The organism is Noviherbaspirillum galbum (assembly GCF_010974945.1).
Taxonomy (GTDB): Bacteria; Pseudomonadota; Gammaproteobacteria; order Burkholderiales; family Burkholderiaceae_D; genus Noviherbaspirillum; species Noviherbaspirillum galbum.
Genome location: NZ_JAAIVB010000012.1, coordinates 312,900 through 335,342, shown reverse-complemented (window position 1 = coordinate 335,342; position 22,443 = coordinate 312,900). Strand labels below are relative to the sequence as shown.

The 22,443-nt window shown below is 65.8% G+C and carries 29 protein-coding genes and 1 pseudogene; 17 read left to right on the top strand and 13 right to left on the bottom strand.

From position 1 onward, the window contains the following. The 3 genes and pseudogenes from G3574_RS28930 to G3574_RS05620 form a co-directional block, all read right to left on the bottom strand. A pseudogene (locus G3574_RS28930) lies at positions 1-145 on the bottom strand (acyl-CoA dehydrogenase); the annotation flags it as partial. A gap of 28 nt (positions 146-173) precedes the next feature. After that, positions 174-719, bottom strand: coding sequence for a flavin reductase family protein (locus G3574_RS05625; RefSeq protein ID WP_235953043.1), 546 nt, complete (start codon positions 717-719; stop codon positions 174-176). Positions 720-788: 69 nt separating this feature from the next. After that, positions 789-1,556 carry a helix-turn-helix domain-containing protein gene (locus tag G3574_RS05620; protein ID WP_163961012.1) on the bottom strand — a complete coding sequence of 256 codons (768 nt, stop codon included), beginning with the start codon at positions 1,554-1,556 and terminating at the stop codon, positions 789-791. Between the two features lie 142 nt (positions 1,557-1,698). On the opposite strand from G3574_RS05620, the gene msrA reads away from it, so the two are divergent. Then, positions 1,699-2,235, top strand: a complete 537-nt coding sequence (msrA, locus tag G3574_RS05615) for a peptide-methionine (S)-S-oxide reductase MsrA (protein WP_163961011.1) — start codon at positions 1,699-1,701, stop codon at positions 2,233-2,235. A 54-nt stretch (positions 2,236-2,289) separates the two neighbouring features. On the opposite strand, the gene pdxH is transcribed toward msrA, so the two are convergent. Together pdxH and G3574_RS05605 are read right to left on the bottom strand one after the other, a co-directional pair. Continuing rightward, the gene (gene pdxH / locus G3574_RS05610; RefSeq protein ID WP_163961010.1) at positions 2,290-2,925 is read right to left on the bottom strand and encodes a pyridoxamine 5'-phosphate oxidase; all 636 of its coding nucleotides are present in this window, start codon (positions 2,923-2,925) and stop codon (positions 2,290-2,292) included. A 112-nt stretch (positions 2,926-3,037) separates the two neighbouring features. Further along, on the bottom strand, positions 3,038-4,210 hold the full coding sequence (locus G3574_RS05605; protein ID WP_163961009.1) for an MFS transporter: 1,173 nt from the start codon (positions 4,208-4,210) through the stop codon (positions 3,038-3,040). Between the two features lie 117 nt (positions 4,211-4,327). On the opposite strand from G3574_RS05605, the gene tcdA reads away from it, so the two are divergent. Next, positions 4,328-5,140, top strand: coding sequence for a tRNA cyclic N6-threonylcarbamoyladenosine(37) synthase TcdA (gene tcdA / locus G3574_RS05600; protein ID WP_163961008.1), 813 nt, complete (start codon positions 4,328-4,330; stop codon positions 5,138-5,140). A gap of 29 nt (positions 5,141-5,169) precedes the next feature. Here tcdA and thpR read toward each other — a convergent pair whose 3' ends face one another. From thpR to G3574_RS28295, 3 genes are all read right to left on the bottom strand, one after another. After that, positions 5,170-5,733 (bottom strand): RNA 2',3'-cyclic phosphodiesterase, encoded by a 564-nt coding sequence (gene thpR / locus G3574_RS05595; RefSeq protein ID WP_163961007.1) that lies wholly within the window; start codon positions 5,731-5,733, stop codon positions 5,170-5,172. Between the two features lie 155 nt (positions 5,734-5,888). Continuing rightward, positions 5,889-6,815, bottom strand: coding sequence for a metallophosphoesterase family protein (locus G3574_RS05590; protein WP_205609668.1), 927 nt, complete (start codon positions 6,813-6,815; stop codon positions 5,889-5,891). Between the two features lie 117 nt (positions 6,816-6,932). Then, positions 6,933-7,346 (bottom strand): hypothetical protein, encoded by a 414-nt coding sequence (locus G3574_RS28295; protein ID WP_235953041.1) that lies wholly within the window; start codon positions 7,344-7,346, stop codon positions 6,933-6,935. Positions 7,347-7,475: 129 nt separating this feature from the next. Between G3574_RS28295 and G3574_RS05580 the strand changes: the two genes are divergently transcribed. From G3574_RS05580 to G3574_RS05560, 5 genes are all read left to right on the top strand, one after another. Then, positions 7,476-7,658, top strand: a complete 183-nt coding sequence (locus G3574_RS05580; protein WP_163961006.1) for a hypothetical protein — start codon at positions 7,476-7,478, stop codon at positions 7,656-7,658. Between the two features lie 39 nt (positions 7,659-7,697). Beyond that, complete coding sequence (locus G3574_RS05575; protein WP_163961005.1) at positions 7,698-7,889, top strand: hypothetical protein; 192 nt, start codon at positions 7,698-7,700, stop codon at positions 7,887-7,889. 9 nt (positions 7,890-7,898) lie between these two features. Then, complete coding sequence (locus tag G3574_RS05570; RefSeq protein WP_163961004.1) at positions 7,899-8,159, top strand: hypothetical protein; 261 nt, start codon at positions 7,899-7,901, stop codon at positions 8,157-8,159. Between the two features lie 67 nt (positions 8,160-8,226). Further along, positions 8,227-8,640, top strand: a complete 414-nt coding sequence (locus G3574_RS05565) for a PA2779 family protein (protein ID WP_235953039.1) — start codon at positions 8,227-8,229, stop codon at positions 8,638-8,640. Positions 8,641-8,681: 41 nt separating this feature from the next. Further along, positions 8,682-9,632 carry a PA2778 family cysteine peptidase gene (locus G3574_RS05560; protein WP_163961003.1) on the top strand — a complete coding sequence of 317 codons (951 nt, stop codon included), beginning with the start codon at positions 8,682-8,684 and terminating at the stop codon, positions 9,630-9,632. A gap of 30 nt (positions 9,633-9,662) precedes the next feature. On the opposite strand, the gene G3574_RS05555 is transcribed toward G3574_RS05560, so the two are convergent. Continuing rightward, positions 9,663-9,971, bottom strand: a complete 309-nt coding sequence (locus G3574_RS05555; protein ID WP_163961002.1) for an HNH endonuclease — start codon at positions 9,969-9,971, stop codon at positions 9,663-9,665. Between the two features lie 111 nt (positions 9,972-10,082). Between G3574_RS05555 and G3574_RS05550 the strand changes: the two genes are divergently transcribed. Beyond that, positions 10,083-10,268, top strand: coding sequence for a hypothetical protein (locus G3574_RS05550; RefSeq protein WP_163961001.1), 186 nt, complete (start codon positions 10,083-10,085; stop codon positions 10,266-10,268). Between the two features lie 70 nt (positions 10,269-10,338). On the opposite strand, the gene G3574_RS05545 is transcribed toward G3574_RS05550, so the two are convergent. After that, entirely contained in the window at positions 10,339-10,848 is a 510-nt protein-coding gene (locus G3574_RS05545; protein ID WP_163961000.1) for a DUF1993 domain-containing protein, read from the bottom strand. A 152-nt stretch (positions 10,849-11,000) separates the two neighbouring features. Between G3574_RS05545 and G3574_RS05540 the strand changes: the two genes are divergently transcribed. The 7 genes from G3574_RS05540 to G3574_RS05510 all read left to right on the top strand — a co-directional run bounded on the left by G3574_RS05540 (position 11,001) and on the right by G3574_RS05510 (position 18,962). Beyond that, on the top strand, positions 11,001-11,441 hold the full coding sequence (locus G3574_RS05540) for a hypothetical protein (protein ID WP_163960999.1): 441 nt from the start codon (positions 11,001-11,003) through the stop codon (positions 11,439-11,441). A 169-nt stretch (positions 11,442-11,610) separates the two neighbouring features. Further along, positions 11,611-13,971: a penicillin-binding protein 1A gene (locus G3574_RS05535; protein ID WP_163961047.1), complete on the top strand. Its 2,361-nt coding sequence runs from the start codon at positions 11,611-11,613 to the stop codon at positions 13,969-13,971. A 135-nt stretch (positions 13,972-14,106) separates the two neighbouring features. Next, positions 14,107-15,687: a thioredoxin family protein gene (locus tag G3574_RS05530; RefSeq protein WP_163961046.1), complete on the top strand. Its 1,581-nt coding sequence runs from the start codon at positions 14,107-14,109 to the stop codon at positions 15,685-15,687. Positions 15,688-15,736: 49 nt separating this feature from the next. Further along, entirely contained in the window at positions 15,737-16,585 is an 849-nt protein-coding gene (locus G3574_RS05525) for a MipA/OmpV family protein (protein WP_163960998.1), read from the top strand. Between the two features lie 105 nt (positions 16,586-16,690). Further along, positions 16,691-17,743, top strand: a complete 1,053-nt coding sequence (locus G3574_RS05520) for an HDOD domain-containing protein (RefSeq protein ID WP_163960997.1) — start codon at positions 16,691-16,693, stop codon at positions 17,741-17,743. Positions 17,744-17,935: 192 nt separating this feature from the next. Further along, positions 17,936-18,265: a hypothetical protein gene (locus tag G3574_RS05515; protein ID WP_163960996.1), complete on the top strand. Its 330-nt coding sequence runs from the start codon at positions 17,936-17,938 to the stop codon at positions 18,263-18,265. A gap of 49 nt (positions 18,266-18,314) precedes the next feature. After that, complete coding sequence (locus G3574_RS05510; protein ID WP_163960995.1) at positions 18,315-18,962, top strand: DsbA family oxidoreductase; 648 nt, start codon at positions 18,315-18,317, stop codon at positions 18,960-18,962. Positions 18,963-18,964: 2 nt separating this feature from the next. Here G3574_RS05510 and G3574_RS05505 read toward each other — a convergent pair whose 3' ends face one another. After that, a complete protein-coding gene (locus tag G3574_RS05505) occupies positions 18,965-19,417 on the bottom strand; it encodes an Lrp/AsnC family transcriptional regulator (protein WP_163960994.1) in 453 nt (150 codons plus the stop codon). A 328-nt stretch (positions 19,418-19,745) separates the two neighbouring features. Continuing rightward, a complete protein-coding gene (locus G3574_RS05500) occupies positions 19,746-20,453 on the bottom strand; it encodes a hypothetical protein (protein WP_163960993.1) in 708 nt (235 codons plus the stop codon). A 178-nt stretch (positions 20,454-20,631) separates the two neighbouring features. On the opposite strand from G3574_RS05500, the gene G3574_RS05495 reads away from it, so the two are divergent. Next, positions 20,632-21,468 carry an acyl-CoA thioesterase gene (locus G3574_RS05495; RefSeq protein ID WP_163960992.1) on the top strand — a complete coding sequence of 279 codons (837 nt, stop codon included), beginning with the start codon at positions 20,632-20,634 and terminating at the stop codon, positions 21,466-21,468. 16 nt (positions 21,469-21,484) lie between these two features. Here G3574_RS05495 and G3574_RS05490 read toward each other — a convergent pair whose 3' ends face one another. Next, entirely contained in the window at positions 21,485-21,898 is a 414-nt protein-coding gene (locus G3574_RS05490) for a DUF2237 family protein (protein WP_235953037.1), read from the bottom strand. A 294-nt stretch (positions 21,899-22,192) separates the two neighbouring features. Here G3574_RS05490 and G3574_RS05485 point away from each other — a divergent pair, with 294 nt between their 5' ends. Continuing rightward, entirely contained in the window at positions 22,193-22,441 is a 249-nt protein-coding gene (locus G3574_RS05485; RefSeq protein WP_163960991.1) for a hypothetical protein, read from the top strand. The last annotated feature ends 2 nt before the right edge of the window (positions 22,442-22,443 follow it).

Genomic DNA, 22,443 nt, shown 5'->3' with positions numbered 1-22,443 from the left:
GGAAGGCTTCGAGCACGCGCGGCTGCAGCTTGTCCTGGCAGTAGGCCTGGGCGGCGTCGCGCACCATGCGTTCTTCGTCGGTGAGCTGCTGGTCCAGCAGCAGCGGGTCGTCCCAGTGGAATTGCGCCTTGGTTTGGGAGGGCATGGATGCGGTCATGGCGGGCCTGCGGGAGTTATCCGGCGTTGCCGGTTCGGTTGGTGGTAACGAATTTCCCGCCGTGGAAGACGAGGGCGGGGCTGGGCTGGACCTCGCAGTTTTCGACTTCGCCGACGAAGATCACGTGGTCGCCCTCGGGATAGCGGCTGCGGTTGTGGCATTCGAACCAGGCCGCCACGCCCTTGAGGATGGGCAGCCCGGTGCGCGAGAGTTCGAAATCGACGCCTTCGAAGCGGTTGTCGATGCGCATCGCGAAGCGCTCCGCCAGGGCCGCCTGGTCGCCGGCGAGGATGTTGATGACGTAATGCGAATTGCCGGTGAACACCGGCAGGCTGCTGGCGGTCTTGGACAGGCTCCACAGCACCAGCGGCGGGTCAAGCGACACGGAATTGAACGAGCTCGCCGTCAGGCCGAGGAAGGTGCCGTCCGGCAGGCAGGTCGTGATGACCGTGACCCCGGTGGCGAACTGGGACAGCGCATTGCGAAAGTGGCGCGCATCGAATTCGGGCGGCATGGCGCTGGGGGGCGTGCCGGCTTCGGCGCTGGGATCTTTTTTGGACATCGAAAACCTGCTGAATTTTTCACATTATGCCGAAAAACCGATCCCCGGGCAGGGCGCCGTGCCAGCCCGCTACTTGCCGCGCACCACCCGCGAGGCCGGAGGTTTCTGCCGCAGCATCGCCTTGAATTGCCGCGGCATCCAGGGCCGCGCCGCCAGCATGAACGACATGGCGAAACGCTCGTCGAACGGCAGGCGGGCATCGGCGCGGTGCTGGTCGGCAAATTCCTTGGCCACCTGCTTGAGCCTGCCGAGCAGGGACACGATGGACTCGCGCGACAGCATGACGTTCACCAGCCGAATCGACTCATGCTCGCCATCGAAGTGCGAATCGAGGTAATCACCGAAGGCCTGCTCGCGGAAATACGCCTGGATCGGGCCGTTGGGAAGCCAGCGGAAGGTGCGGGACACCAGCAGCTTGATGCGGTTGTTGGGCAGCAGTTCCAGGATGCCGATGCGGTCCAGCCGCGCGAGCTGCCTGACCACGTCCGCCTCGCTGACCTGGTAGCTGTCGACGATCTGCGCCACGCTGAGCTGGTTGAGTACCGACACCGCGACCAGCAGCAGCAGGGGATCGCCCATGATCTCCTTTTCCTGCGCGTGGCTGAGTTCCGAGATCAGGACGGCTTCCTCGCCGCCCTGGGCCGCGATGTCGCCCAGCCGGATGTCGGTCGCCTTCAGGATGTCGTCCAGCCGTTGCAGCGTGAAGTTCTTTTGCGAGAACATGCGCTTGACGCTGGCTTCCGACATGCCGATGCGGCCGGCCAGGTCGGCATAGGTGATGCCGCGGGACTTGAGTTCGCGCTTGAGCGCATCGACGAGGGCAAGGGCTTGCGCCATGGGACCGGCTCCTGGGAAATCATGAAAAAATGATACACCAGGCCCGTTGATTCGCCGCAACGCCGGCCGCGCATCAGCGGATTCCGATAGGCAGTGCCCAAGGTTTGGGCTAAAGTGAATCAAGCAACGATTGGAGCAAACGATGGCAACCGAACTTGCAACACTGGGCGGAGGCTGCTTCTGGTGCCTCGAAGCGGTCTACCAGGAACTGAAGGGCGTCGAGCACGTGGAATCCGGCTATGCCGGCGGGCACGTGGCGGACCCCACCTACGAACAGGTCTGCGACGGCAGCACCGGACATGCCGAGGTAGTGCAGGTACGCTTCGACAACGAGGTGATCAGCTACCGCGAGATCCTGGAAATCTTTTTCACCATCCACGACCCCACCACCCTCAACCGCCAGGGCAACGACGTCGGCACGCAGTACCGGTCGGTGATCTTCTACCATGGCCCCGAGCAGGAAAGCGTCGCCCGGCAGGTGATCAATTGCATGGGCGCGGTGTGGGATGCGCCGATCGTCACCGAACTCAAGCCCGTGCCTGAGTATTACAAGGCCGAGGAGTATCACCAGAATTATTTCCGCCAGCATCCGCTGCAGGGGTATTGCGCGTTCGTGGTGGCGCCGAAGGTGTCGAAGTTCAGGAAAACGTTTTCGGATCGGGTGAAGAGCGCGGCGTGATGACTGCTTCGTTCCCTCCCCCTGAAGGGGAGGGAGAAGTACGAGGAAGCTCCTTCAGGGCTGCAACCGCTCCCGCACCCACGTGCCATCCCCCTGCAACCGGTACGCAATCCGGTCATGCAACCTTGACGGCCGTCCTTGCCAGAATTCCAGGTAATCCGGCACCAGCCGGTACCCGCCCCAATGCTCCGGCCGCTTCGGCTGCTCGCCGGATTGCTTCTCCGCCTCCGCGTATTTCGCTTCCAGCGCAGCCCGGTCCGCCACCGGACGGCTCTGCGCGGAGGCGATCGCGCCGATCCGGCTGCCCAGCGGCCTGCTGTTGAAGTAGGCCTCGCTCTCCTCGGCGGCGATGCGTTCCACCCGGCCTTCGATGCGCACCTGCCGTTCCAGCGGAATCCAGTGGAACAGCAGGGCCGCGTGCGGGTTCTGCGCCAGTTCGCTCCCCTTGCGGCTGTCGTAGTTGGTGAACCAGGTGAATCCCCGGGCGTCGACGTCCTTGATCAGGAGGATGCGCGAGGAGGGCCGGCCGTTCGCGCTGACGGTGGACACGCTCATCGCGTTGGCTTCCGGCACCTCGGCGTTGAGGGCTTCGGCGAACCACTTTGAAAACTGTTCGATGGGATTGGAAAGCACGTCGGCCTCGGTCAGGCTGGCGCGGCGGTAATCGATACGAAGGTCGGCAATCGACATGGCGGTTCCTGCGGATGGAAAAGGAATGGGTTCCGGACGTCGAATTGTACGTCCTGCCTCATGTTGCAGGCGGCACGATGCCGCAGCCGGGCCAGGCCGTCCTTGTTCCAGGTCAATATTTTCCGAGCGGCCGGTGGGCCTTGCGCCAGGCGGTAGGCACGCCGGCGCCGATCATGGCGCCCATGCCCCAGAACACCGCCTGCAGGCCGAGCGCCGCGCCGGCCCCGCCGAAGGCCAGCGGCAGCACGACCTGGCAGGCATTGCCGATGGTGACGCGCATGCCGACCGCTTCCGCGGCGCGCCCCGGCGGCGAGGTATGGTGCAGCAGGGCCAGCATGTTGGGCTGAGCCGATCCCACCGCGAAGCCGAGCAGGGCCGCGACCAGCATGACCGAGTGCGCGGCATGCATGAAGGGGAACATCAGGTAGCACAGCACCGCCAGCGACAGCGCCGCGGTGAGGATCTGCCATTCGGACAGGCGCTTCGACACCCAGGGCATGATCAGGCGCACGGCAAAGGTGGCCGCCGAGAAGCTGCCTAGGATGAGGCCGATGGTCGATGCCGAGAAGCCCAGCCGCGTGCCGTTGATCGGCGTGACGAAGGTGAACAGGTCCCAGGCCGAGGACAGCAGGGTGCCGACGAAATAGATGCGCCGCATGTCCCCGTCGCGAAGCAGTTCCATGGCGCTGCCGCCGGCGGACGGGCGCGCATGTTCCGACGCGTCGGCCTGGCCCGCGCGGCGCAGGGGGCCGCAGCCGATGAGCGCGAGGCTGCACAGCGCCACGCAGGCGAAGCCGAGGAAGGACACGCCATGGCGCGCATGGTCGATGATGAAGCCGGCCGTGACCGGGCCGCAGAAGCCGGAGATCGAGAAGCCCAGCGCCAGCCAGCTGTAGTTCGACGCGCGCTGGGCATCGTTGCTCATCACGCCCACGCTGTGCTGCGCCGCCACCTGGATCACCATGAAGCCGGTCCCCATCAGCACGCTGGCGACGTAGAGGATGGCGAGCCCGCCCACCAGGCCGGGCAGGGCGCAACCCAGGGCGACCGCCGCCGCGCCGGCAAGCATGGGCCTGAGCATGCCCATGCGGTCGATCGCCCGGCCCGCCGGCACCGCCAGCAGCATCGGGAACAGCGAGTACAGCGCGATCAGGCTGCCGATGGTGAATTCGGAAGCATGCAGGGAAATCGCATACAGCGACGTGGTGACCCGGGAGCCGGCCAGGGCCACGTGGGCCAGGAGCGAAACGGCAATCAGTTGCAGCAAAGCCAAGGAAGGAAGCATGACGAAGTCACTGTCTTGATGCGATTGATAATGAGAGGCTGACAAGAAGCATCTTTTCCCGTCGAAAATTCATTCTAGAAGAAAATATTGCGGCTTACTCTCCGTTAAAATGCGGGAATGAATGCGATTGTTGCCCTTGCCCCACAAGCTGATTCTTCTGTCAACGATATCGACGCCGAGCGCCGGTTCGGAGGCATCGCCCGTCTTTACGGAGAGGCGGCGCTGGCGCGTTTCCGCGCGGCCCACATATGCGTGATCGGCGTCGGCGGCGTTGGTTCATGGATCGTCGAGGCGCTGGCGCGCAGCGCCATCGGCCGCATCACCATGATCGACCTCGACAACGTGGCCGAGTCCAACGTCAACCGCCAGGTCCATGCGCTGACCGATACCCTCGGCATGGCCAAGGTGACCGCGATGGCGCAGCGCATCGCCCAGATCAACCCTTTCTGCGAAGTCACCGAGGTCGAAGACTTCATCAGCGCCGACAACATCGGCGAGATGATGGTCGAAGGCCGCTTTGACTACGTCATCGACGCCATCGACAACGTGCGCGCGAAGACAGCCCTGATCGCCCATTGCCGCGCCCGCGGCATTCCGCTGGTCACGATCGGCGGCGCGGGCGGACAGATCGATCCGACGAAGATCGAAATCCGCGATCTCGCCCGCACCGAGCAGGAACCGCTGCTGGCCAAGGTGCGCAAGCGCCTGCGGCAGGAGCACCGGTTCCCGCGCGGCGAGAAAAGCAAGTTCGGGATCGATGCGGTGTTTTCGACGGAGCCGCTGCGCTTTCCGGAAACCCTGAGCTGCGCGCCGGACAACGCCGGCATCACCGGCCTGAACTGCGCCGGCTTCGGTTCGTCGATGGTGGTCACGGCCTCATTCGGCCTGGTGGCTGCTTCGCACGCGCTGAAGAAGCTCGCGGGAATGTAAGCCTTGATGGCGGGCAGGTGCGCGCCCGCTCAGGCGCCGCCGCCCGGCAGATCCTTCAGCACCCATTTCTCGTCGAGCGAGCGCGAGGCCAGCACCTCGTAGCGGCTGCCCTGCGGCGCGTTTTCCGAGCGCACGAGCGCGACCTTGTGCGCCCGCCAGCGGATCGGCGCGAACGCTAGGTCGGGTGGCGAGGAGGCGTCCCGCGCGAGCGTGATGTGCGGCTTGAAGGCGTGCTGCTCGTTGAATGCCACGCCCTGGTTCATGAGCGCCTCGCTCAGTTCGCGGTAGAGCGTGAGGACGAAGGGCGGCGTCTCGCTGGCGCCGGCCCAGACGATGCGGTTGCGGGTGAAGTAGCTGACGCGGTCCAGCACCAGTTCGCCTGGCGCCGCGTTCAGGCGCAGCAGGATTTCCTTGAGCGCGGGCAGCCGCGATACCGGCTGCTCGCCGAGAAACGCCAGGGTCAGGTGCAGGTTCTCGTAGGGAATCATGCGTCCATGCAGCGGAGCCTGCAATTGCATCAGCGTCGTGCGGGTGGGATTGTCGGGCCACAGCGCATAGAACAGCCGCATGGTCTCGGAACTGGTCGCATTCATCAGGCGCTTGCTCCTTGTTTCGTTTGCCTTGATCACGGGACGGCGAGGTCCGGAAAGCACATTAGCACGTCGCAATGCGGCAACCAGTGAGGCGGATCAGCCTTTCATTAATAAGCACCCATAAGCACCCTTGGCGGCACGTCGATTGCAGCGTCTCAATGGCACAGACCCGCGCCGCTGTCGGTAAACCCGTCCTTCTTGACCGGCAGAAATTCCCATTCGTAGCCTTGCTGCTTCAGCGCGAGCTTGAGCACGCCATGCGTCGAGTTGTCGACCACTTCGCTGTCGAGTCCGCGGAAGCGCAGCAGGGTCAGCTTGGCGCCGCCGGTGCCGATCACGAAGGAACGCATGCCCGCCGCATCATCGCGGTTGCCGTCGGCATTCTTCGGCGCGAGGCGCTCGTAGTTGTGGTCGTGCGCGGCGAGCACGAGGTCGACGCCGGCCTGTGCCAGCATGCGCCACATGTCGTCGATCTGCGGATTGTCGCCGTGCCCGCCGGAACTGAAGCGCGGATGATGGAAGTAGGCCAGGGTGCAGCGGGTCTTGTGCTGCGCGAGGTCGCGCGCCAGCCATTCGAGCTGGGCGCGATACGGCTCGGGCTTGAGGTAGCTGTTGAGCGAGATCACATGCCAGGGCCCGAGGTCGAAGCTGTAGTAGCCGCGTCTTTCCGGGCCGGCGATGTCGCCGAAGTAGGTGTAGTAGCCCACCGCCTGCGGCGTGTAGTACTCATGGTTGCCCGGGGCGGGCAGGGTACTCTGCTTGAAGCGGCCCCAGGTCGGCTCGTAGCAGCCGGTGAACTCGGCCAGGGTTCCTACCGGATAGGTGGCGTCGCCGAGCATCAGCACACGCGCCGCCGGATCGGCCGCGAGGCCGGCCTCGATCAATGCCGCCGTCTTCGCCGCGCCGCTGCGTTCCGGCCTGCCGCCCTTGCAGTCGGCGACATCGCCCGCCGCATACACCGTCACTCCTTTGTCGTTGCGCAAGACTTCCCGTGCCTGCGCGGTCTGCAGCTGCTGGTTGGCGATGCAGCCGCTCAGCGCCGCGATGACGATCGCCGCGAAATATCCTTTCCTGCCGTCCAAGATGCCGTGCTCCCCGATCCGCTTGCATGGCGGGTCAGAGGACACAGGCGTGCCGGCCCGCCGTCGCGGCAACGGCGGTCATTGTAGTGCAGTCCTGCGCAACGGCGGGTCCGACCCTCAGAACTCGCGTTCTCGCAGCGCGCGGCGGGCGCGTTCCTCCGCTGCCTTCCATGCCTCGTCCTCGCTCTGGAAGGTGCCTGCCGGAATGTAGGTTTCCGCGATGTCGGGTTCGCGCGCGAGGCGCACATATACCTGCGCCTCGAAGCTGTCGTCGCTCAGGGGCTGCGCGACGATGCGCGCGATGTGGTCGCCTTCCTGCAGGACGCGCCCCTGCGATGCGCCTTCCGGTCCGGGGCGCATGTTGGCATGGTGCTGTTCCTCGACTACCTGCACGTATTGCCGCCCGTCCAGCGGCTCGCCGGGAATCGTGCCGTTGACCGAACGGACGTCGTTTTCCACGTCGATCTGTCCGGGGGTTTTCTCGCCGCTGCCAATGTCGGGTTCGTTCATGAAATTGCCATGCTGTGCCATGCGATGTCCTCCTTTGATTGTCTTCGTATGATGAAGCGGAACATGGATAGTTCTGCAAGTGCACATGTCGAACCATCCTGACAACACGCGTCTAAACAGGAAAGGCCTTCAACCCACGTGGAGAACGACATGGAAAACCAGCGCAAGACCATCGAGATCGATCCCGGCAAGCCTGACGAGGCGCGCACGCCCGAGCATGCGTTAGGCACCGACGACATCGGGTTGCCGGAAGACATCGTGCCCGAGGATGCCACCCGGCCCGAGGAAATCCGCCCGGAACCCGGCAAGGCGAACGACCCGTCTACCCATTAATCTTTCTCAAGCTTTCTCAAGTTTTTTCAAGGAGCGGCGATGCCCATCCAACCGAAGCCGGCGGATCAGCTGCATGACCATCATGCCAACCGCAATCCCAGTCCTTCCGACAGCCGCCTGGAAAACCTCGCCAAGCGCATCGACCCGCCGGGACGCGAAGTCACGGACGACGACCTGAAGGACCCTGGCCGCATGACGCCGGACAGCACTCGCACCGACAACCGTTCCTGAGGAGAGCGCATGGCGAGCAAGGAAGAATGCGACCGCTACGCGCAGGAACTGAACCGGCGCTTCGACGAATTCACGCGCTGGGCCACCGCGAACTGGCCCGACAAGCGCTTCCCGCTGATGGACGCGGACTTCCAGGAAGCCCGCCGCGAAATCGCGCACATCGCGGGGCCGCGCCTGGCCGACGTGGAATCCATGGAAGGCAATACCGCGCCCGGCCTGCCGGTGGATGCGCCGCAATTCGTCCCGGTCAGTCCGGCGCCATGGCCTTGAATCCTGATTTCGAACGCAGGGACCGCATCGCGGAGTAGCACGGTGCCGCGCACGCGCGGCGAGCAGCATGACCACTGACAAGGAGAACAAGATGGTGACACGCATCAAACGGGCTTGCGTCTACGCAGCGCTCGCATCCATGACTTTCGCCGGCTTCGCGCAGACCACGCAGGCCGCCATGATCGGCACCGACCAGGTGGCGTCGGCCGCCGTCGCGGAGCAGCAGCGGGCGCGCATCGCCGCGGCCCTGGACCGGCCTGAAGTGGCCCGCCAGCTGGAAGGCTTCGGCGTGAGCAAGGAAGATGCGCAGGCGCGGGTAGCCGCCCTGAGCGACGCCGAGGCCGCGCAGCTCGCGCAGCGCATCGACAGCATGCCCGCCGGCGGCGACGTGGTCGGCGCGCTGGTCTTCATCTTCGTGCTGCTGCTGGTGACCGACCTGCTCGGCCTGACCAGGGTATATCCGTTCACCCGGCATCGCTGATGCGGCTTGCGCGGGAGGCAGGGCGGCCCTGGCCGCGGTGGATGAGCGCCTTGCTGGCGTGCGCGCTCGCCTGCCTGATCCTGGGCGGATGCGCGACGCAGACCATGCAGCTGAGGCAGGCCGCCGGCGGCCTGCCGCGCCATGCCGAGCTGGATGCCACGCCTTTCTTCCCGCAGGAACGTTATCAGTGCGGGCCGGCGGCGCTGGCCACCGTGTTGAACGCGTCCGGCCTGCCCGGCACGCCTGACGCCCTCGTGGCGCAGGTCTACGTGCCCGCGCGGGAGGGCAGCCTGCAGCCGGAAATGCTTGCGGCCGCGCGGCGCCAGGGCGCGCCGGCCATGCTCATCCCGCCGCGCCTCGACGCCTTGCTGGAAGAGGTCGCGTCCGGCATGCCGGTTCTCGTCCTGCAAAACCTCAGCCTGCCGATCGCCCCGCTCTGGCATTACGCCGTCGTTGTCGGCTACAACCTCGATACCGAAGAGATCGTGCTGCGTTCGGGGACCACGCGGCGCGAAGTGATGTCCATGTCGACCTTCGAGCATACCTGGGCGCGCGGCGACGACTGGGGCATGGTCGCGCCCGCGCCGGGGAGCATGCCCCGTACCGTCAAGGAAGACGTTGCCGTCGAGGCGCTGGTGGCGTTCGAGAAGGCCGCGCCTCCCGGCAAGTCCTACGTCGCCTACCAGTCCGCGCTGGTGCGCTTCCCGCGCAACCTCGCGCTGCGGCTCGGCGCGGGCAACGCCGCCTATGCCATGGGCGACCGGGCCGCCGCCGCAGAAGCCTTCAGGCAGGCGGCCGCCGACCACCCCCGGAGCGCGCCGGCGTTCAACAACCTGGCGACGGTGCTGGCCGAAATGGGCCGGGCAAGCGAGGCGCGCGAGGCGGCGCGCCAGGCTGTCGCACTCGGCGGACCGTGGCTTGCGCAATCCGAGGCGACGCTGCGCGAGATCGAGGCCGGGCAGGGCGGCAAACCGGCCGCGTCGGGAAGGTGACGGGAAGCGGCAACGCTTGGCCGGATGGCGTCAGCGCCGCCGTAGGCGCGAGAGGTGCTTGTCGTTGAAGGCCGGCGGCTTCTTGCGCACCCACCGCACGAACTTGCGGATCTCTTCGTTCTCCAGCAGCCGCTCCACGGTGTGGTAATACAGGGCCAGCTCGCGCTCGGAAAACACGGCATGGATCTTGTTGTGGCAGATCCGGTGCATGCGCACCGTCTCGCGCCCGCCCTCGCTGCGCGGGACCATGTGATGCTCGTTCACCGTGGTGTCGTCGGGCAGCTGCCTGCCGCACAGCGGGCAAACGTTCTGCCTATCCGGCTCTTCCTTGCCATGCATCACACCTCTCCCCGGGACGCCCGCGCAGGGGGATATCGGGGATATTTCCCGCCGCGCGAGGGTCTACGCTGATCTCCATCACATTAACGTCACATTAGCAAGGGGCAAGCCATGTCGAACCAAAAGACACCTCAGCAGGAATCGAAGTCGCGCACCGAGGCCGATGCCAAGTCCGCCGACGGCCGCTCGGGCCAGGGCAATCAAGGCAACCAGAGCAGCCACGACGCCAAGAGCCACACCAAGGCGAATTCCCAGGAGGGCGCGGGCGGCGGCAAGAAACAGGAACGCCATCACTGAGCGCGAACGCCATCATCGATGGCGGGGGCGTGGCCGGCGCTTTGCCGGCGACGCCCCTTGGTAGGCGGAATTACACGTTGCCGATGTAATCCTTCTTCCCGATCGGCAGGCCGTTGTGCCGCAGCAGGGCATAGGCGGTGGTCACATGGAAGAAGAACTGCGGCAGGCCGAACTGGGTCAGGTAAACCTGGCCGTTGAACGACCGCTCGCGCGGCGTGCCGGGATTGAGCGTGATCTGGCGCGTCTCGCTGCCTTCCATCTGCTCCGGGCGGATGCCGTCGATGAAGGCCAGCGTCTTGTCGATGCGGGCGCGGAGTTCGGCGAAGGTCGCCTCGTTGTCCTCGAAGGACGGCACCTCCACGCCGGCGAGGCGCGCGGCGATGCCCTTGGCGAAGTCCGCCGCGATCTGCACCTGCCGCGTCAGCGCGAACATGTCGGGAAAGAGCCGCGCCTGCAGCAGGGCATCGGGGTCGAGCTTGCGCTCGGCGGCATGCTGTTCCGCCTTCGACAGGATGCCGCTCAAGGAGCCAAGGAATTGCTTCAGGACCGGCACGGAAGCTTCGTACATTGAAATCGGCATGATCGTTTCCAGGTTATTGGCGAAGCGGAAAATTATAGCCATCGTCCGCATTTCCTGCCGCTGCGGCGACGGCGTTTTGTGATACCTTTGGCGCGGAACTGGCATGCGGAAATGCGTGCGATGCATTCCGCAAGGTAACAAACGAGGAAATCATGACCGACGAACAACAGCGTGCCGCCATGACGCTGGAAGGAATGGTGGCACTGGTGGAGCAGGCCGCCCGCACCATCGAACGCCTGCAGACGGAAAACACCGCATTGAAGGCAAGACTGGCCGAAATCGAGAACGCGGCCGCCGCCGCTGCTGCCATCGCTCCCGCCGTCGCCTCCGAGGCGCCGGTCCCGGCTCCCGCCGCGGCCCCTGTGCCCGCGCCCGCCGAGGACGAAGCGCTGCAGGCACGGCAGGCCGAGCAGGCCCAGCGCCTGCAGGAAGCCGAGCAGCACATCCAGGAACTGCGCCGCGACGCGGAATGGTTCCGCTGGTTCCACCGCAAGTACAGCGACTCCACCTTCTACCATCATATCGAGCGCATCTTCGCCGCCGAGCATGGCATGCCGGTTCCCGAAGAGAGTTCCGGCACGATGATTTCCTGATTCCGGGCAAGACCGGCCGGCAAGCTGTTTCACAATCTCACAACGCCGCATTGCGCTTCTGCTAGAGTCCGAGTCATTGAATTTGGAAGAGGAGAAGGGTGTGGCGCGTCGATCGGGTGGTTCCGCGAAACCGGCCAGGCAGGGCAGGTGGTCGCGGCTGTCGCTTGGCATGAAAGTCTTCTACGCTGCGCTGGCCACGGCCGGCGCGGCGATGTTAGGCGCGGTGCTCGTCACGCTGTATGCCTACCTGGTCGTCGTTCCCAACCTGCCGGCGCTGGATGCGCTGGCGGACTACCAGCCCAAGATGCCCATGCGGGTCTACACCGCCGACAACGTCCTGATCGGCGAGTTCGGCGAGGAACACCGCGACTTCGTGCCGATACGCGAGATGCCCGACCTGATGAAGAAGGCCGTCATCGCGATCGAGGACGACCACTTCTACGAACACCACGGCGTCTACTACCCCGGCGTGCTGCGCGCGGCGCTGGCCAACCTGCGTTCCAGCCGCTCGCAGGGCGCCTCCACCATCACCATGCAGGTGGCGCGCGCCTTCTTCCTCAGCCGCAAGAAGACCTATGCGCGCAAGCTGAGCGAAATCATGCTCGCCTTCCGCATCGAGGAAAAGTTCAGCAAGGACCAGATCCTCGAGCTGTACATGAACCAGATCTACCTCGGGGAACGGGCGTACGGCTTCGGCACCGCGGCGCGCATCTATTTCGGCAAGCCGGTGCAGAACCTGAGCATCGCCGAGGCCGCCATGCTCGCCGGCCTGCCGCAGTCGCCCGCCGCGGCCAATCCGGTCGTCAACCCCGCCCGCGCCCGCCAGCGCCAGATGCAGGTGCTCAAGCGCATGCGCGACCTCGGCTACATCAGCCCGGTGCAGTACGACAAGGCTGCGGCCGAGAAGCTCAACGTGCTCGGCTACCGGTTGCGCTACGCCACGCATGCCGAGTATGCCGCCGAGCAGGTCCGCCAGCTGATGTACAACATCTACAAGGACGACATCTACACCCGCGGCTTCAACGTCTACACCACCCTGCGCAAGGCCGACCAGGATGCCGCCTACGAGGCCCTGCGCCGCGGCGTGCTCGACTATGACCGCCGCCACGGCTACCGCGGGCCCGAGGACTTCATCGACCTGCCCAAGGCCGCCGACGACCGCCGCGATGCCATCGAGGACATCCTGCTCAAGCATCCCGACAGCGACGACCTGCTCGCCGCCGTGGTCACCAGCGCGTCGCCCAAGCTGGTGCGCGCCGAACTGCTTTCCGGCGAGGTGGTCGAGGTCAGCGGCGACGGCCTGCGCTTCGCCGCCAATGCCTTGTCGTCGAAGGCCCGCAACGCCGAGCGCATCCGTCCGGGGACCGTGATCCGCGTGGCGCGCGATGCCAGGAAGAAGTGGACCATCTCCCAGCTGCCGGAAGTGCAGGCCGCCTTCGTGTCGCTCGACGCGCTGGACGGCAACATCCGCGCCTTCGTCGGCGGCTTCGACTTCAACCAGAGCAAGCTCGACCACGTGACCCAGGCGTGGCGCCAGCCGGGATCCAGCATCAAGCCCTTCGTCTATTCCGCCGCGCTGGAAAAGGGCTTCGCGCCGGGCACCGTGATCAATGACGCCCCGATCAGCATCGACGCCGGCAACGGCCAGGCCTGGGAACCGCAGAACGACGATGGAAAATACGACGGCCCGGTCACGATGCGCACCGGCCTGAAGCGCTCCAAGAACATGGTCTCGATCCGCATCCTGCAGACCATCACCCCGGCCTATGCCAGGGAGTACCTCGGCCGCTTCGGCTTCGATACCGAACGCCATCCCTCCAACCTCACGCTCACGCTGGGCACCGGCGCGGCCACGCCCGTGCAGATGGCCGCGGCCTATGCGGTCTTCGCCAACGGCGGCAACCGCGTGCTGCCCGCGCTGATCCGAAAGGTGACCGATGCGCGCGGCAACATTCTGCAGGAGATCAAGGTGGAGGAACCGGGCCGGGTGATTGATCCGCGCAACGCCTTCATCATGGACAGCATGATGCGCGACGTCGCGCGCTCGGGCACGGCCGCCATGGCTACCCAGCGCCTCGGGCGCAACGATCTCGCCGGCAAGACCGGCACCACCAACGATGCCATCGATGGCTGGTTCGCCGGCTATGGCGGCGACGTCGTCGGCGTGGCGTGGATGGGTTACGACAAGCCGCGTTCCATGGGCGGACGCGAGTACGGCGGCACGGTGGCGCTGCCGATCTGGATCGATTACATGCGCGTCGCCCTGCGCGGACGCCCGGAGGTGCAGCGCATCCCGCCGGCGGGCGTGGTGCAGGTAGATGGAGACTGGATGTACCAGGAGTTCGTCGGCACCAGCGTCGTCAGGCCGCCCGAGCAGGAAGACAACCGCAGCTGGTGGGAAAAGATCTTCGGCGGCGGTCCCTCGGCCCCGGCTCCCGTCGTTCCCGCCGCGCCCGGCGGTCCTGTCCCGGCGCGTCCCGCGCCGGCTCCGGTCGCGCCGGCAACGGGGGACATGAGCTACCGTAACTGACGAAGCGGCCCGCGCGAACGGGATCGATTGCGATTTGCCAAGCAGCATGACCGCAGCCTTGCGATAATAGCCTGTCAACCCTCACCGGCCATCGTCATGAAACCTCTGAACGCCGCCCAAGCCACCCTTGCCGCCATGCTGGCGATCATTTCCCCCTTGGCCTCCGTGGCGCAGGCGGCGGCATCTGCCTCAACTTCCGGCCCAACGTCCGCCCCCGGCCAGCATGCCGGCATCGCCTGGCACCAGGGAGACGTCGACAGCGCGTTCGCCGAGGCCAAGGCTGCCAGCAAGCCGGTCTTTCTCTACTGGGGCGCGGTCTGGTGCCCGCCCTGCAACCAGGTCAAGGCCACCATCTTCAACCGCCAGAGCTTCATCGAGCGTTCGCGTGCCTTCGTGCCGGTCTACCTCGACGGCGACAGTCCCGACGGGCAGAAGCTGGGCGCGCGATTTAAGGTCCGCGGCTATCCCACCATGATCCTGTTCCGGCCGGACGGCACGGAAATCACCCGCCTGCCGGGCGAAGTGGACGCCGACCGCTACATGCACGTGCTCAAGCTGTCCATGAATGCCACCAGGCCGGTACGCGAGCTGCTGCAGGCGGCGCTGTCGGGTTCTTCCCGGCTGGGCGCGCAGGACTGGCGCCTGCTCGCCGATTATTCCTGGGACACCGACGAGCAGCAGCTGGTGCAGAAGAAGGAACTCGCGGCCACCCTGCAGCGCCTCGCTGCGGCCTGCCCGGCCGGCGAGAACGCGCGCCGCCTGACCCTCAAGGCCATCGTTGCCGCGGCGATGGACAGCCAGGAGAAGGACGGCAAGGAAACCAGGGAAGGCGTTAAGAACGAGGCGTCGCGCCAGGCCGAACTGCGCAAGGTGAACCAGATCCTCGCAGACGCCAAGGCCGCGCGCGCCAACATGGACCTGCTCGCCAACTATGCCACCCAGGTGGTGGAATACCTGACCGCGCCGGGTTCCGCCCAGCGCCGGCAACTGGCCGACGCCTGGGGCAAGGACATGCAGCGGCTCGCCGCCGATGCCGGCCTTTCCCGCGCCGATCGCCTCACCGCGCTCGTCGCCCAGGTGCAGCTGGCCCGCATCGACGACAAGAAGGGCCCGGTCGATCCGGCGCTCCTGAACGCGGTGCGCAGGCAGGTCGCGGAGATGGACAAGGCAACCACCGACGCCTATGAACGCCAGGCCGTCATCAGCGCCGCCGCGGATGCCTACACCGAGGCCGGCCTGCTGGACGAGTCCGACGCCCTGCTCAAGGCGGAGCTCAAGCGCTCGCATTCGCCCTACTACTTCATGCTGGGACTTGCCGCCAATGCGAAGAAGCGCGGCGACAAGGCAGCCGCGCTCGACTGGTACGACCAGGCCTACAAGGCAGCGAAGGGACCGGCCACCCGCCTGCAATGGGGCGTGGCCTACCTCAACGGCCTGCTCGACCTCGCACCCAACGACGAAAGCCGCATCGAAGCCACCGCCGGCACGCTGTTCACCGAACTCGCGGCTACACCGAACGCCTTCTACGAACGTAATCGCGCGTCCCTCGAAAAACTGGGCAAGAAGCTGGCCAAATGGAATGGCGGCAACGGCCATGGCGCGTCGCTGCAGCGGATGACGGCCCAGCTCGCCGGCATCTGCGACAAGCTGCCGGGCAACGACGGGCAGAAGGCCGCCTGCGACGGCATCATGCAGACCACGCAAGCCCGTTCGTAAGCGCGGCGTCCCGCCCACAACACAGTCTTTACCCTGACAGAGCCAGCCGATGAAGACACGCCTCGCCAGCACCGCCATGCCAGTGTTGACCTTTCTGTGCGCCTGCCTGCCGGCGATGCCCGCCGGCGCGGAAGCCTTGCCGAAATGGGAGCTCGGCCTGGGCGCCGCGGGCATCAGCCTGCCTAGCTACCGCGGTTCCGACGTCCAGCGGAGCGAGGTCCTTCCCGCGCCCTACGTGGTGTACCGCGGCGAGCGCCTGCAAGCTGATCGTGGCGGCGTGCGTGCCGAGCTGCTGCGCAACGACCTGTTCGAGCTCAACGTCAGCGCCAATCTTTCTCTGTACCGCACGACCAACGATGATCCGGCGCGGCGCGGCATGGAGTCGCTCAGGCCGGTGGCGGAACTCGGCCCGACCGCCGACTTCAGCCTCTGGCGTTCCGCCGATGGTCGCGCGGACCTCGACTTCCGCGTGCCGCTCCGGGCCGGGTTCACCATCGAGTCGTCGCCGCGCCACGTCGGCTGGCTGCTCGCGCCCAACCTGCGGCTGCGGCTGCACGACCTCGGCGGCATGCCGGGCCTCGGCCTCAGCCTGCAGGGCGGCCCGCAATTCGCCGACCGGCGCTGGCACGACTACACCTATGGCGTGCGGCCGTCGGAAGCCACGGCCGCGCGTCCCGCCTACGCCGCCAGCGGCGGCTACAGCGGCATGCAGGTCACCGGCACCTTGTCGCGCCGCTTCGGGGATTTCTGGACCGGCGCCTTCGTCCGCGTCGACAGCCTGAATGGCGCCGTCTTCCGCGACAGTCCGCTGGTCAGGCAGAACCAGGGCGTCACCGCCGGACTGGCGGTGATCTGGGTGTTCGGGAAGTCGTCGACGCTGGTGAACGCCGAGGAGTGAGCGGCGGCGCGTCGCCCGCGCCACGCCGTGATCGACGCCGGCACGGCAACGTGCTTAAATGATGACAGGAAGAAACGTCAATCGCATCCCGTCATCCTCATCACCATGCTTACCTGGCTCAAGAAACTCTTCAGCGACGAAGCCGCCGTGCCGGTGGCGCATCGCGCCGCCGCGAACCCTTCCCCTGCAACGGCGAAGAAAACCGCCTCGGTCGGCACCGTGCCCTGGCGTGAACGCGACCAGGTGGACTACACCTTCAACAGCTGGCTGTTCGACGCCGAGCAGCAGGTCGAGGTGTTCACCAACAAGAACGAAGAAAACATCCTCGCCGCGCTGGACGAGACCGTGAAGTCGGAACAGTCCGGCGCGCACATGGTCCGCCGCATTCCCGGGGTCATTCCGCAGCTGCTGCAGACCCTGCGCAACAGCGAGTTCTCCGGCGCCGAGGTGGCGCGCACGATTTCCGGCGACCTGGTACTGGTGGCCGAGGTGCTGCGCATGGCCAACAGCGCGGCCTACAGTCCGGCCGCGCCGATCAGCAGCATCGAGAACGCCATCCTCCTGCTCGGCCAGAATGGCCTGCGCCAGCTCATCACCGGCGTTGCCTTCAAGCCCATCATCAACCTCAAGTCCGGCACCTTCACGCGCATGGTCGCGCCCCGGTTGTGGGTACAGTCGGAGCGCTGCGCATTCGCCTGCCGCGCGCTTGCGGCCGGCCTGCCGGTCGATCCGCTCGATGCCTTCCTCGTCGGTCTCATCCAGAACGTCGGCCTGACGGTATCGCTGCGGGTGATCGACCAGATGTCCGACAACCGCCTGCCGGTCGGATCGCCGACCTTCTGCAACGCCCTCGCGATGCAGGGACGCACGCTGGCTGTCAACATCGCCCGCGAATGGCATTTTCCGGAAGCCGTCAGCAAGGCCATCCTCGAACAATCGTCGGACCCGCGCGACCCCAAGGTGTCCGCCCTCGGCCGCATCCTGCTGATGGGCGACTACCTCAGCAAGATCGACATCCTGGTGCGCAACGACCGCATCGACCGCCGCGACCGGGCCATCACCGAAGACCTCTCGGAAAAGGAAATCGCCTGTCTCGACGCGCTGGGCGACATGGAGGAAAAGGACTGGGCGGCCATGGCTGCCACCGGGGTGCGTTGAAAAAGGCCGCGTGTCGAACCGCGTAATGCGTTGATACGGTCGGGAAAAAATGCGCGCCGCTTGATATTGATTGGCAAGTTCCGCATTTTTAATGAGGCAAAGCAAATGGCTTGCAGTACGTGAACTAAGTTACGGGTGATAATGACTAAGTGATAACGCACCCCAACGCTTGTTCACAGGAAAGAACCCGCCATGGCATTCTTCTCGTCCTCATCTTCGAAGCAGGAAGCGCAGGCTCTCAAGCAAGGCGACTTGCCGGCCGGCGCGCCAGACATGTCCGACATGCCATCCGCCGCCGGCGAGGAAGCGGATGACCCTGTAGGCAGCGCCAGCCTGGCCGATACCCTCGCCGACACTCTGGCCAACCACAAGGGCAAGCTCGCCATGGGTGCCGCCGCCATGCTTGGATTGGCGGTATTCTACAAGTGGCGCGAGGGCAGGCTTGCGCAGGACGATCCCGAGGAATACGCCCGGCTGCAGCGCATCAAGGCCGCGGTGGACCTGGGGGAAGATGAACAGTGAGCTGGTCCGGCATGCCGCCGGACAGGCGTGACCACAAGGAGCCGGCATCATGACCAAGCCCATGAAAATCGATTTCGTTTCCGACGTTTCCTGTCCATGGTGCGTGATCGGCCTCCATGCCCTGGAGCAGGCGCTGGACCGGGTCGGCGACGAGGTGCGTGCCGACATCCACTTCCAGCCTTTCGAGCTCAATCCCAACATGGTGCCGGAGGGCGAGGACATCGACGAGCACCTCGCCGCCAAGTATGGCGCCAGCGCGGAGCAGGCGGCGCGCAATCGCGAAGCCATCCGCGAGCGCGGCGAAAGCGTCGGCTTCCGGTTCAACATGGGCAAGCGCGGCCGCATCTACAACACCTTCGATGCGCACCGGCTGCTGCATTGGGCGCACGAGGAAGGCCGGCAGAAGGAATTGAAGCACGCCTTGTTCAAGGCCTACTTCACCGATGGCGAGAACCCGGGCGCGCATGAGGTGCTGCTGAGGGTGGCCGGCGAAGCGGGGCTGGACGTCGCCCGCGCGAAGGAAATCCTCGAATCGGATGCCTATGCCGAGCAGACGCGCGAGCAGGAACAGTTCTATCTCGACCAGGGCATCCATTCCGTGCCCGCGGTGATCGTCAATGACCGTTACCTCATCCAGGGCGGCCAGCCGGTGGAGGCGTTCGAGCACGCCCTGCGGCAAATCGCGTCCGAAGACTGAGCCTATTTGCGGGCTTGCAGCGGCTTGGGGGGATAGGAATCCAGCACCAGTGACGTCGTCACGGGACCGAAGCGCGCAAGCGCGTCGAGCGTGGCTTCCAGGTGCGGCATCTCGGAGAAGCTCGCCTTCACCATGAAGCAGTCATCGCCCGCAATGCGATGGGCTTCCAGGATTTCGGGCATGGCCGCGAAGGCCTTGAGGCATTGCTTGATCTTGTCATGCGGCGTGCGCACGCGGATGAAGGCGGTGATTTCCTGGCCCAGGGCACGCGCATTCACGCGCGCCGAGTACCCTTCGATGACTCCCGCTTCCTCCATGACCCGGATGCGCGCCGCCACGGCGGAAGCAGACAGGCCCACCGCCTTGCCGAGCCCGGTGTTGGTGATCCTGGCATCCCGCTGGAGCAGGGCGAGAATTTTCCAGTCGATCGGGTCTGCTTCAAATCTTGTTTTCATGAGCCAGAAGCAAATGCGCTTGTGCCTTGTCGCGGATGCCGTGCAGGTGACGCCCAAGGCGGAGATGTAAGGGGGAAAGCCAGACTAGGGAAACTACGGGAGGTCATTCGATGGGTCAAGGAAAGTTGCTCCGGCCTGTACCGAATTGACAACACTGTGAGCGAAGCCGCTTTCCGGGCGTCATCGCTGCCGTCAGCCGGCAGGTCCATCGTGTTCCACACCATGAAAAATCATCTTCTCGGGTGCAGCTTTTGCATGCCGCCGGTTCCCTCCGCCTTCGCCCCGGGCATCCCGCGCCATGCGCTCCGCCCGAAGCCGCATGATCCGGTCATGATTGGCTTGATGGCATGCTCCTTGCGACGTCACAAGCTTTGGTCTCATTTCTGGAGAAACGCATGAAGACGCAGGCAAGCATGACATTGCTGGCAGCGCTGCTCGGTTGCGCGGGCATGGCCATGGCGCAGAGCACCGCGCCCAGCACCTCGGGCATCAGTTCCGCCACGCGCGGCACCGGCAGCAGCGTGGAACCCACCACGCCGGCGGCGGCCGCGCCCAGCGGTTCCAGCAGCAACGCTGCCACGGGCGGCGGAACCGGTTCCAGCGCGTCGGGCACCTCGAGCACGCAAGGCACCTCGGCGTCCGGGGCGAGTTCGGATTGCCCTGCCGGCATGGTGAGAGGGCCGACCGGGACCAGCGGCATGTCCGGCGCCTCTTCCGGATCGATGGGCAGCATGGGCAGCGCGAGCGGCACGACCGCATCCGCAGGAATGGGCAGCCGCGACTGCGCGCCCGTCGGCTCCACCAGCGGCTCCGGCACGAACGGCGCGAGCGCCTCCGGCACCGCGGGCACCACCGGCGCGACGAATGCCACCGGCGGCGCCGGGACGGCGGGAGCATCCGGCATGCCGGGCAATACCAGCGGCACCAGCGGTACGGGCCGCACCTCCTCCGGTCTGGGCGTCGGCACCAGTCCGACCTCGCCGGGTTCCGGCACGCTGGGCAGCGGATCGAGCGGATCGCCCAGCGGCCCGGGCAACCAAGGTCCGACCAACGGCATCGGGCGCTGACACGCGAGGCGCATCGCCGCCCTTGCCCGGCATATCCAGCCGTGGCAGGGGCTGGATATGCCGAGGGCAGGCGGCGCGGAAGTCGGTTATGATTAAAAACGTACGACCGTACGATTTTAACCGACCACGCTGCCCTGATTCCTGCCCATGAACGACCACGATTTCGACCGCGCCATCCAGCTCCAGGCTGACGATTCCCTCGACCTGTCCGCGCCGTCGGGCGGACTGGCAACGATGCGCTACTTGGCGCATACCTCGGAGCCGTACTGGAACGCGATCTCCCCCTTCGGCGGCACCACCGTCGCGCTCGTCCTCAATGCCATCCTGCAGCATCCGCAGCGCCTCGGCGATCCGCTGGCGATGACCGTCAATTTTGCCGGACCGATCCAGAAGGGACCGATGCTGGTCGAGGTCTCGCCGATACGCACCGGACGCTCGACGCAGCACTGGGCCATGTCCATCCGCCAGCAAGGCGATGATTCACCGCTGCTGACCGGCACCGCGGTATTCGCGGTGCGCCGCGACACCTGGTCGGACAGCGAGTCGCGCATGCCGGCCGCGCCGCCGCCGGAAACGCTGGAGCGCCAGACGCCGCCGGCCAACGTTCCCTTCCTGGAGCGGTATGCCATGCGCTACGTCGATTCCCATCCGCTCCAGGGCGGCGACAGCAGCCTCACGCAGTGCTGGATCAGCGACCTGCCGCCGCGGCCGGTCGACTTTCCTTCGCTCGCAGCCTATTGCGACTCCTTCGCGCCGCGCCTGTTCGTGCGCAAGGGCGCGCCCAGGCCGATTTCCACCGTCAGCCTGAGCATCAACTTCCACATCGACGGGGAGGCGCTGGCGAACGAGCAGTGCCTCGCCGCGTTCGGCCGGTCGCGCGCGAACGGTTTCTACCGAGGGTATTACGACCAGGAGGCGGTGCTGTGGTCGCCTCGCGGCAGCCTGCTGGCAACGACGCACCAGATGGTGTGGTTCCGGGACTGAGGAGCAGCAGCGACGCTCATTCCCTCTCGACCCCGAACCGTTCAAGCACCCCGAGGGGAATCTCTTCCAGCACCTGGAGATTGGTGCTCTCCAACACCACCGGCGGCGCCACTTCCGCGAGAAAGGCTTCATGCCAGCGCGCCGTGCACAGGCACCACTGATCTCCCGGCTTCAGCCCGGGAAAGCCCCATTCCGGCCTCGGCGTGGACAGGTCGTTGCCGCGTTCGCGGCTGAAGCGCAGGAAGTCTTCCGTCATCACGGCGCAGACCGCATGCATGCCGACGTCCTCGTCGCCGGTGCGGCAACAGCCGTCCCGGAAGAAGCCTGTCACCGGGGAAAAGGAGCAGGGCACGATCGGCTCGTTGTAGACGTTGCGGGCGGGCAGGGCGGAGGGCGGCATGGTCGTGGCATGGGTGAAGGATCCATGCATTGTACGATCGCGCGCCCTGCCGTGCATCCCGCCGCGGCAGGTCGAGGCAGGATGCACGGCGAAACGGGCCGCTCCACCGGCCCTTGATCTAGATCACGGATGATGGCGTGGCGCATCGATCTTGTCGCGTGAATTGTGGTCACTACAAGAAACACGACTCCTGTCACAGGCACGAGAATCACGGCAACCCGCATCGGGCATCCTGCACGTTGCGATTGCGGTGGGTTGCCGGAAACGGAGATCAATCAGGGAGATCACCTCATTCTCAAACTGCCAGCCGGCAAGGAGTACGCGATGAACAAGGCCCCCGCATCGAAGATCTGCGAGATGAATATCATGGACCGCTCCGGTCACAAGCAGCTGACCTGGGATACGGCCAAGCTGGATGAAATTCTGAATGCGCAGGAAACCTTCGACGAGCTGGTCAAGAACGGCTATACGGCGTTCGGCTCGACGACGAAAGCTGAAGCGAAGCACTCGATGAAAGAGTTCGACCCGACCATGGAAGAGCTGGTGATGGTTCCCAAGACCGTCGGAGGCTGAGC

Coding starts and splice junctions, on each gene's coding strand:
- G3574_RS05530 (WP_163961046.1), top strand. CDS start 14,107: ATGCTGGCGATCATTTCCCCCTTGGCCTCCGTGGCGCAGGCGGCGGCA.
- G3574_RS05485 (WP_163960991.1), top strand. CDS start 22,193: ATGAACAAGGCCCCCGCATCGAAGATCTGCGAGATGAATATCATGGAC.
- G3574_RS05560 (WP_163961003.1), top strand. CDS start 8,682: ATGAGCGCCTTGCTGGCGTGCGCGCTCGCCTGCCTGATCCTGGGCGGA.
- G3574_RS05510 (WP_163960995.1), top strand. CDS start 18,315: ATGACCAAGCCCATGAAAATCGATTTCGTTTCCGACGTTTCCTGTCCA.
- G3574_RS05550 (WP_163961001.1), top strand. CDS start 10,083: ATGTCGAACCAAAAGACACCTCAGCAGGAATCGAAGTCGCGCACCGAG.
- G3574_RS05565 (WP_235953039.1), top strand. CDS start 8,227: ATGACCACTGACAAGGAGAACAAGATGGTGACACGCATCAAACGGGCT.
- G3574_RS28295 (WP_235953041.1), bottom strand. CDS start 7,346: ATGGCACAGCATGGCAATTTCATGAACGAACCCGACATTGGCAGCGGC.
- G3574_RS05505 (WP_163960994.1), bottom strand. CDS start 19,417: ATGAAAACAAGATTTGAAGCAGACCCGATCGACTGGAAAATTCTCGCC.
- thpR (WP_163961007.1), bottom strand. CDS start 5,733: ATGAATGCGACCAGTTCCGAGACCATGCGGCTGTTCTATGCGCTGTGG.
- msrA (WP_163961011.1), top strand. CDS start 1,699: ATGGCAACCGAACTTGCAACACTGGGCGGAGGCTGCTTCTGGTGCCTC.
- G3574_RS05490 (WP_235953037.1), bottom strand. CDS start 21,898: ATGCATGGATCCTTCACCCATGCCACGACCATGCCGCCCTCCGCCCTG.
- G3574_RS05515 (WP_163960996.1), top strand. CDS start 17,936: ATGGCATTCTTCTCGTCCTCATCTTCGAAGCAGGAAGCGCAGGCTCTC.
- G3574_RS05525 (WP_163960998.1), top strand. CDS start 15,737: ATGAAGACACGCCTCGCCAGCACCGCCATGCCAGTGTTGACCTTTCTG.
- G3574_RS05545 (WP_163961000.1), bottom strand. CDS start 10,848: ATGCCGATTTCAATGTACGAAGCTTCCGTGCCGGTCCTGAAGCAATTC.
- G3574_RS05520 (WP_163960997.1), top strand. CDS start 16,691: ATGCTTACCTGGCTCAAGAAACTCTTCAGCGACGAAGCCGCCGTGCCG.
- G3574_RS05540 (WP_163960999.1), top strand. CDS start 11,001: ATGACCGACGAACAACAGCGTGCCGCCATGACGCTGGAAGGAATGGTG.
- G3574_RS05555 (WP_163961002.1), bottom strand. CDS start 9,971: ATGCATGGCAAGGAAGAGCCGGATAGGCAGAACGTTTGCCCGCTGTGC.
- tcdA (WP_163961008.1), top strand. CDS start 4,328: ATGAATGCGATTGTTGCCCTTGCCCCACAAGCTGATTCTTCTGTCAAC.
- G3574_RS05625 (WP_235953043.1), bottom strand. CDS start 719: ATGTCCAAAAAAGATCCCAGCGCCGAAGCCGGCACGCCCCCCAGCGCC.
- pdxH (WP_163961010.1), bottom strand. CDS start 2,925: ATGTCGATTGCCGACCTTCGTATCGATTACCGCCGCGCCAGCCTGACC.
- G3574_RS05535 (WP_163961047.1), top strand. CDS start 11,611: ATGAAAGTCTTCTACGCTGCGCTGGCCACGGCCGGCGCGGCGATGTTA.
- G3574_RS05570 (WP_163961004.1), top strand. CDS start 7,899: ATGGCGAGCAAGGAAGAATGCGACCGCTACGCGCAGGAACTGAACCGG.
- G3574_RS05620 (WP_163961012.1), bottom strand. CDS start 1,556: ATGGCGCAAGCCCTTGCCCTCGTCGATGCGCTCAAGCGCGAACTCAAG.
- G3574_RS05495 (WP_163960992.1), top strand. CDS start 20,632: ATGAACGACCACGATTTCGACCGCGCCATCCAGCTCCAGGCTGACGAT.
- G3574_RS05575 (WP_163961005.1), top strand. CDS start 7,698: ATGCCCATCCAACCGAAGCCGGCGGATCAGCTGCATGACCATCATGCC.
- G3574_RS05580 (WP_163961006.1), top strand. CDS start 7,476: ATGGAAAACCAGCGCAAGACCATCGAGATCGATCCCGGCAAGCCTGAC.
- G3574_RS05605 (WP_163961009.1), bottom strand. CDS start 4,210: ATGCTTCCTTCCTTGGCTTTGCTGCAACTGATTGCCGTTTCGCTCCTG.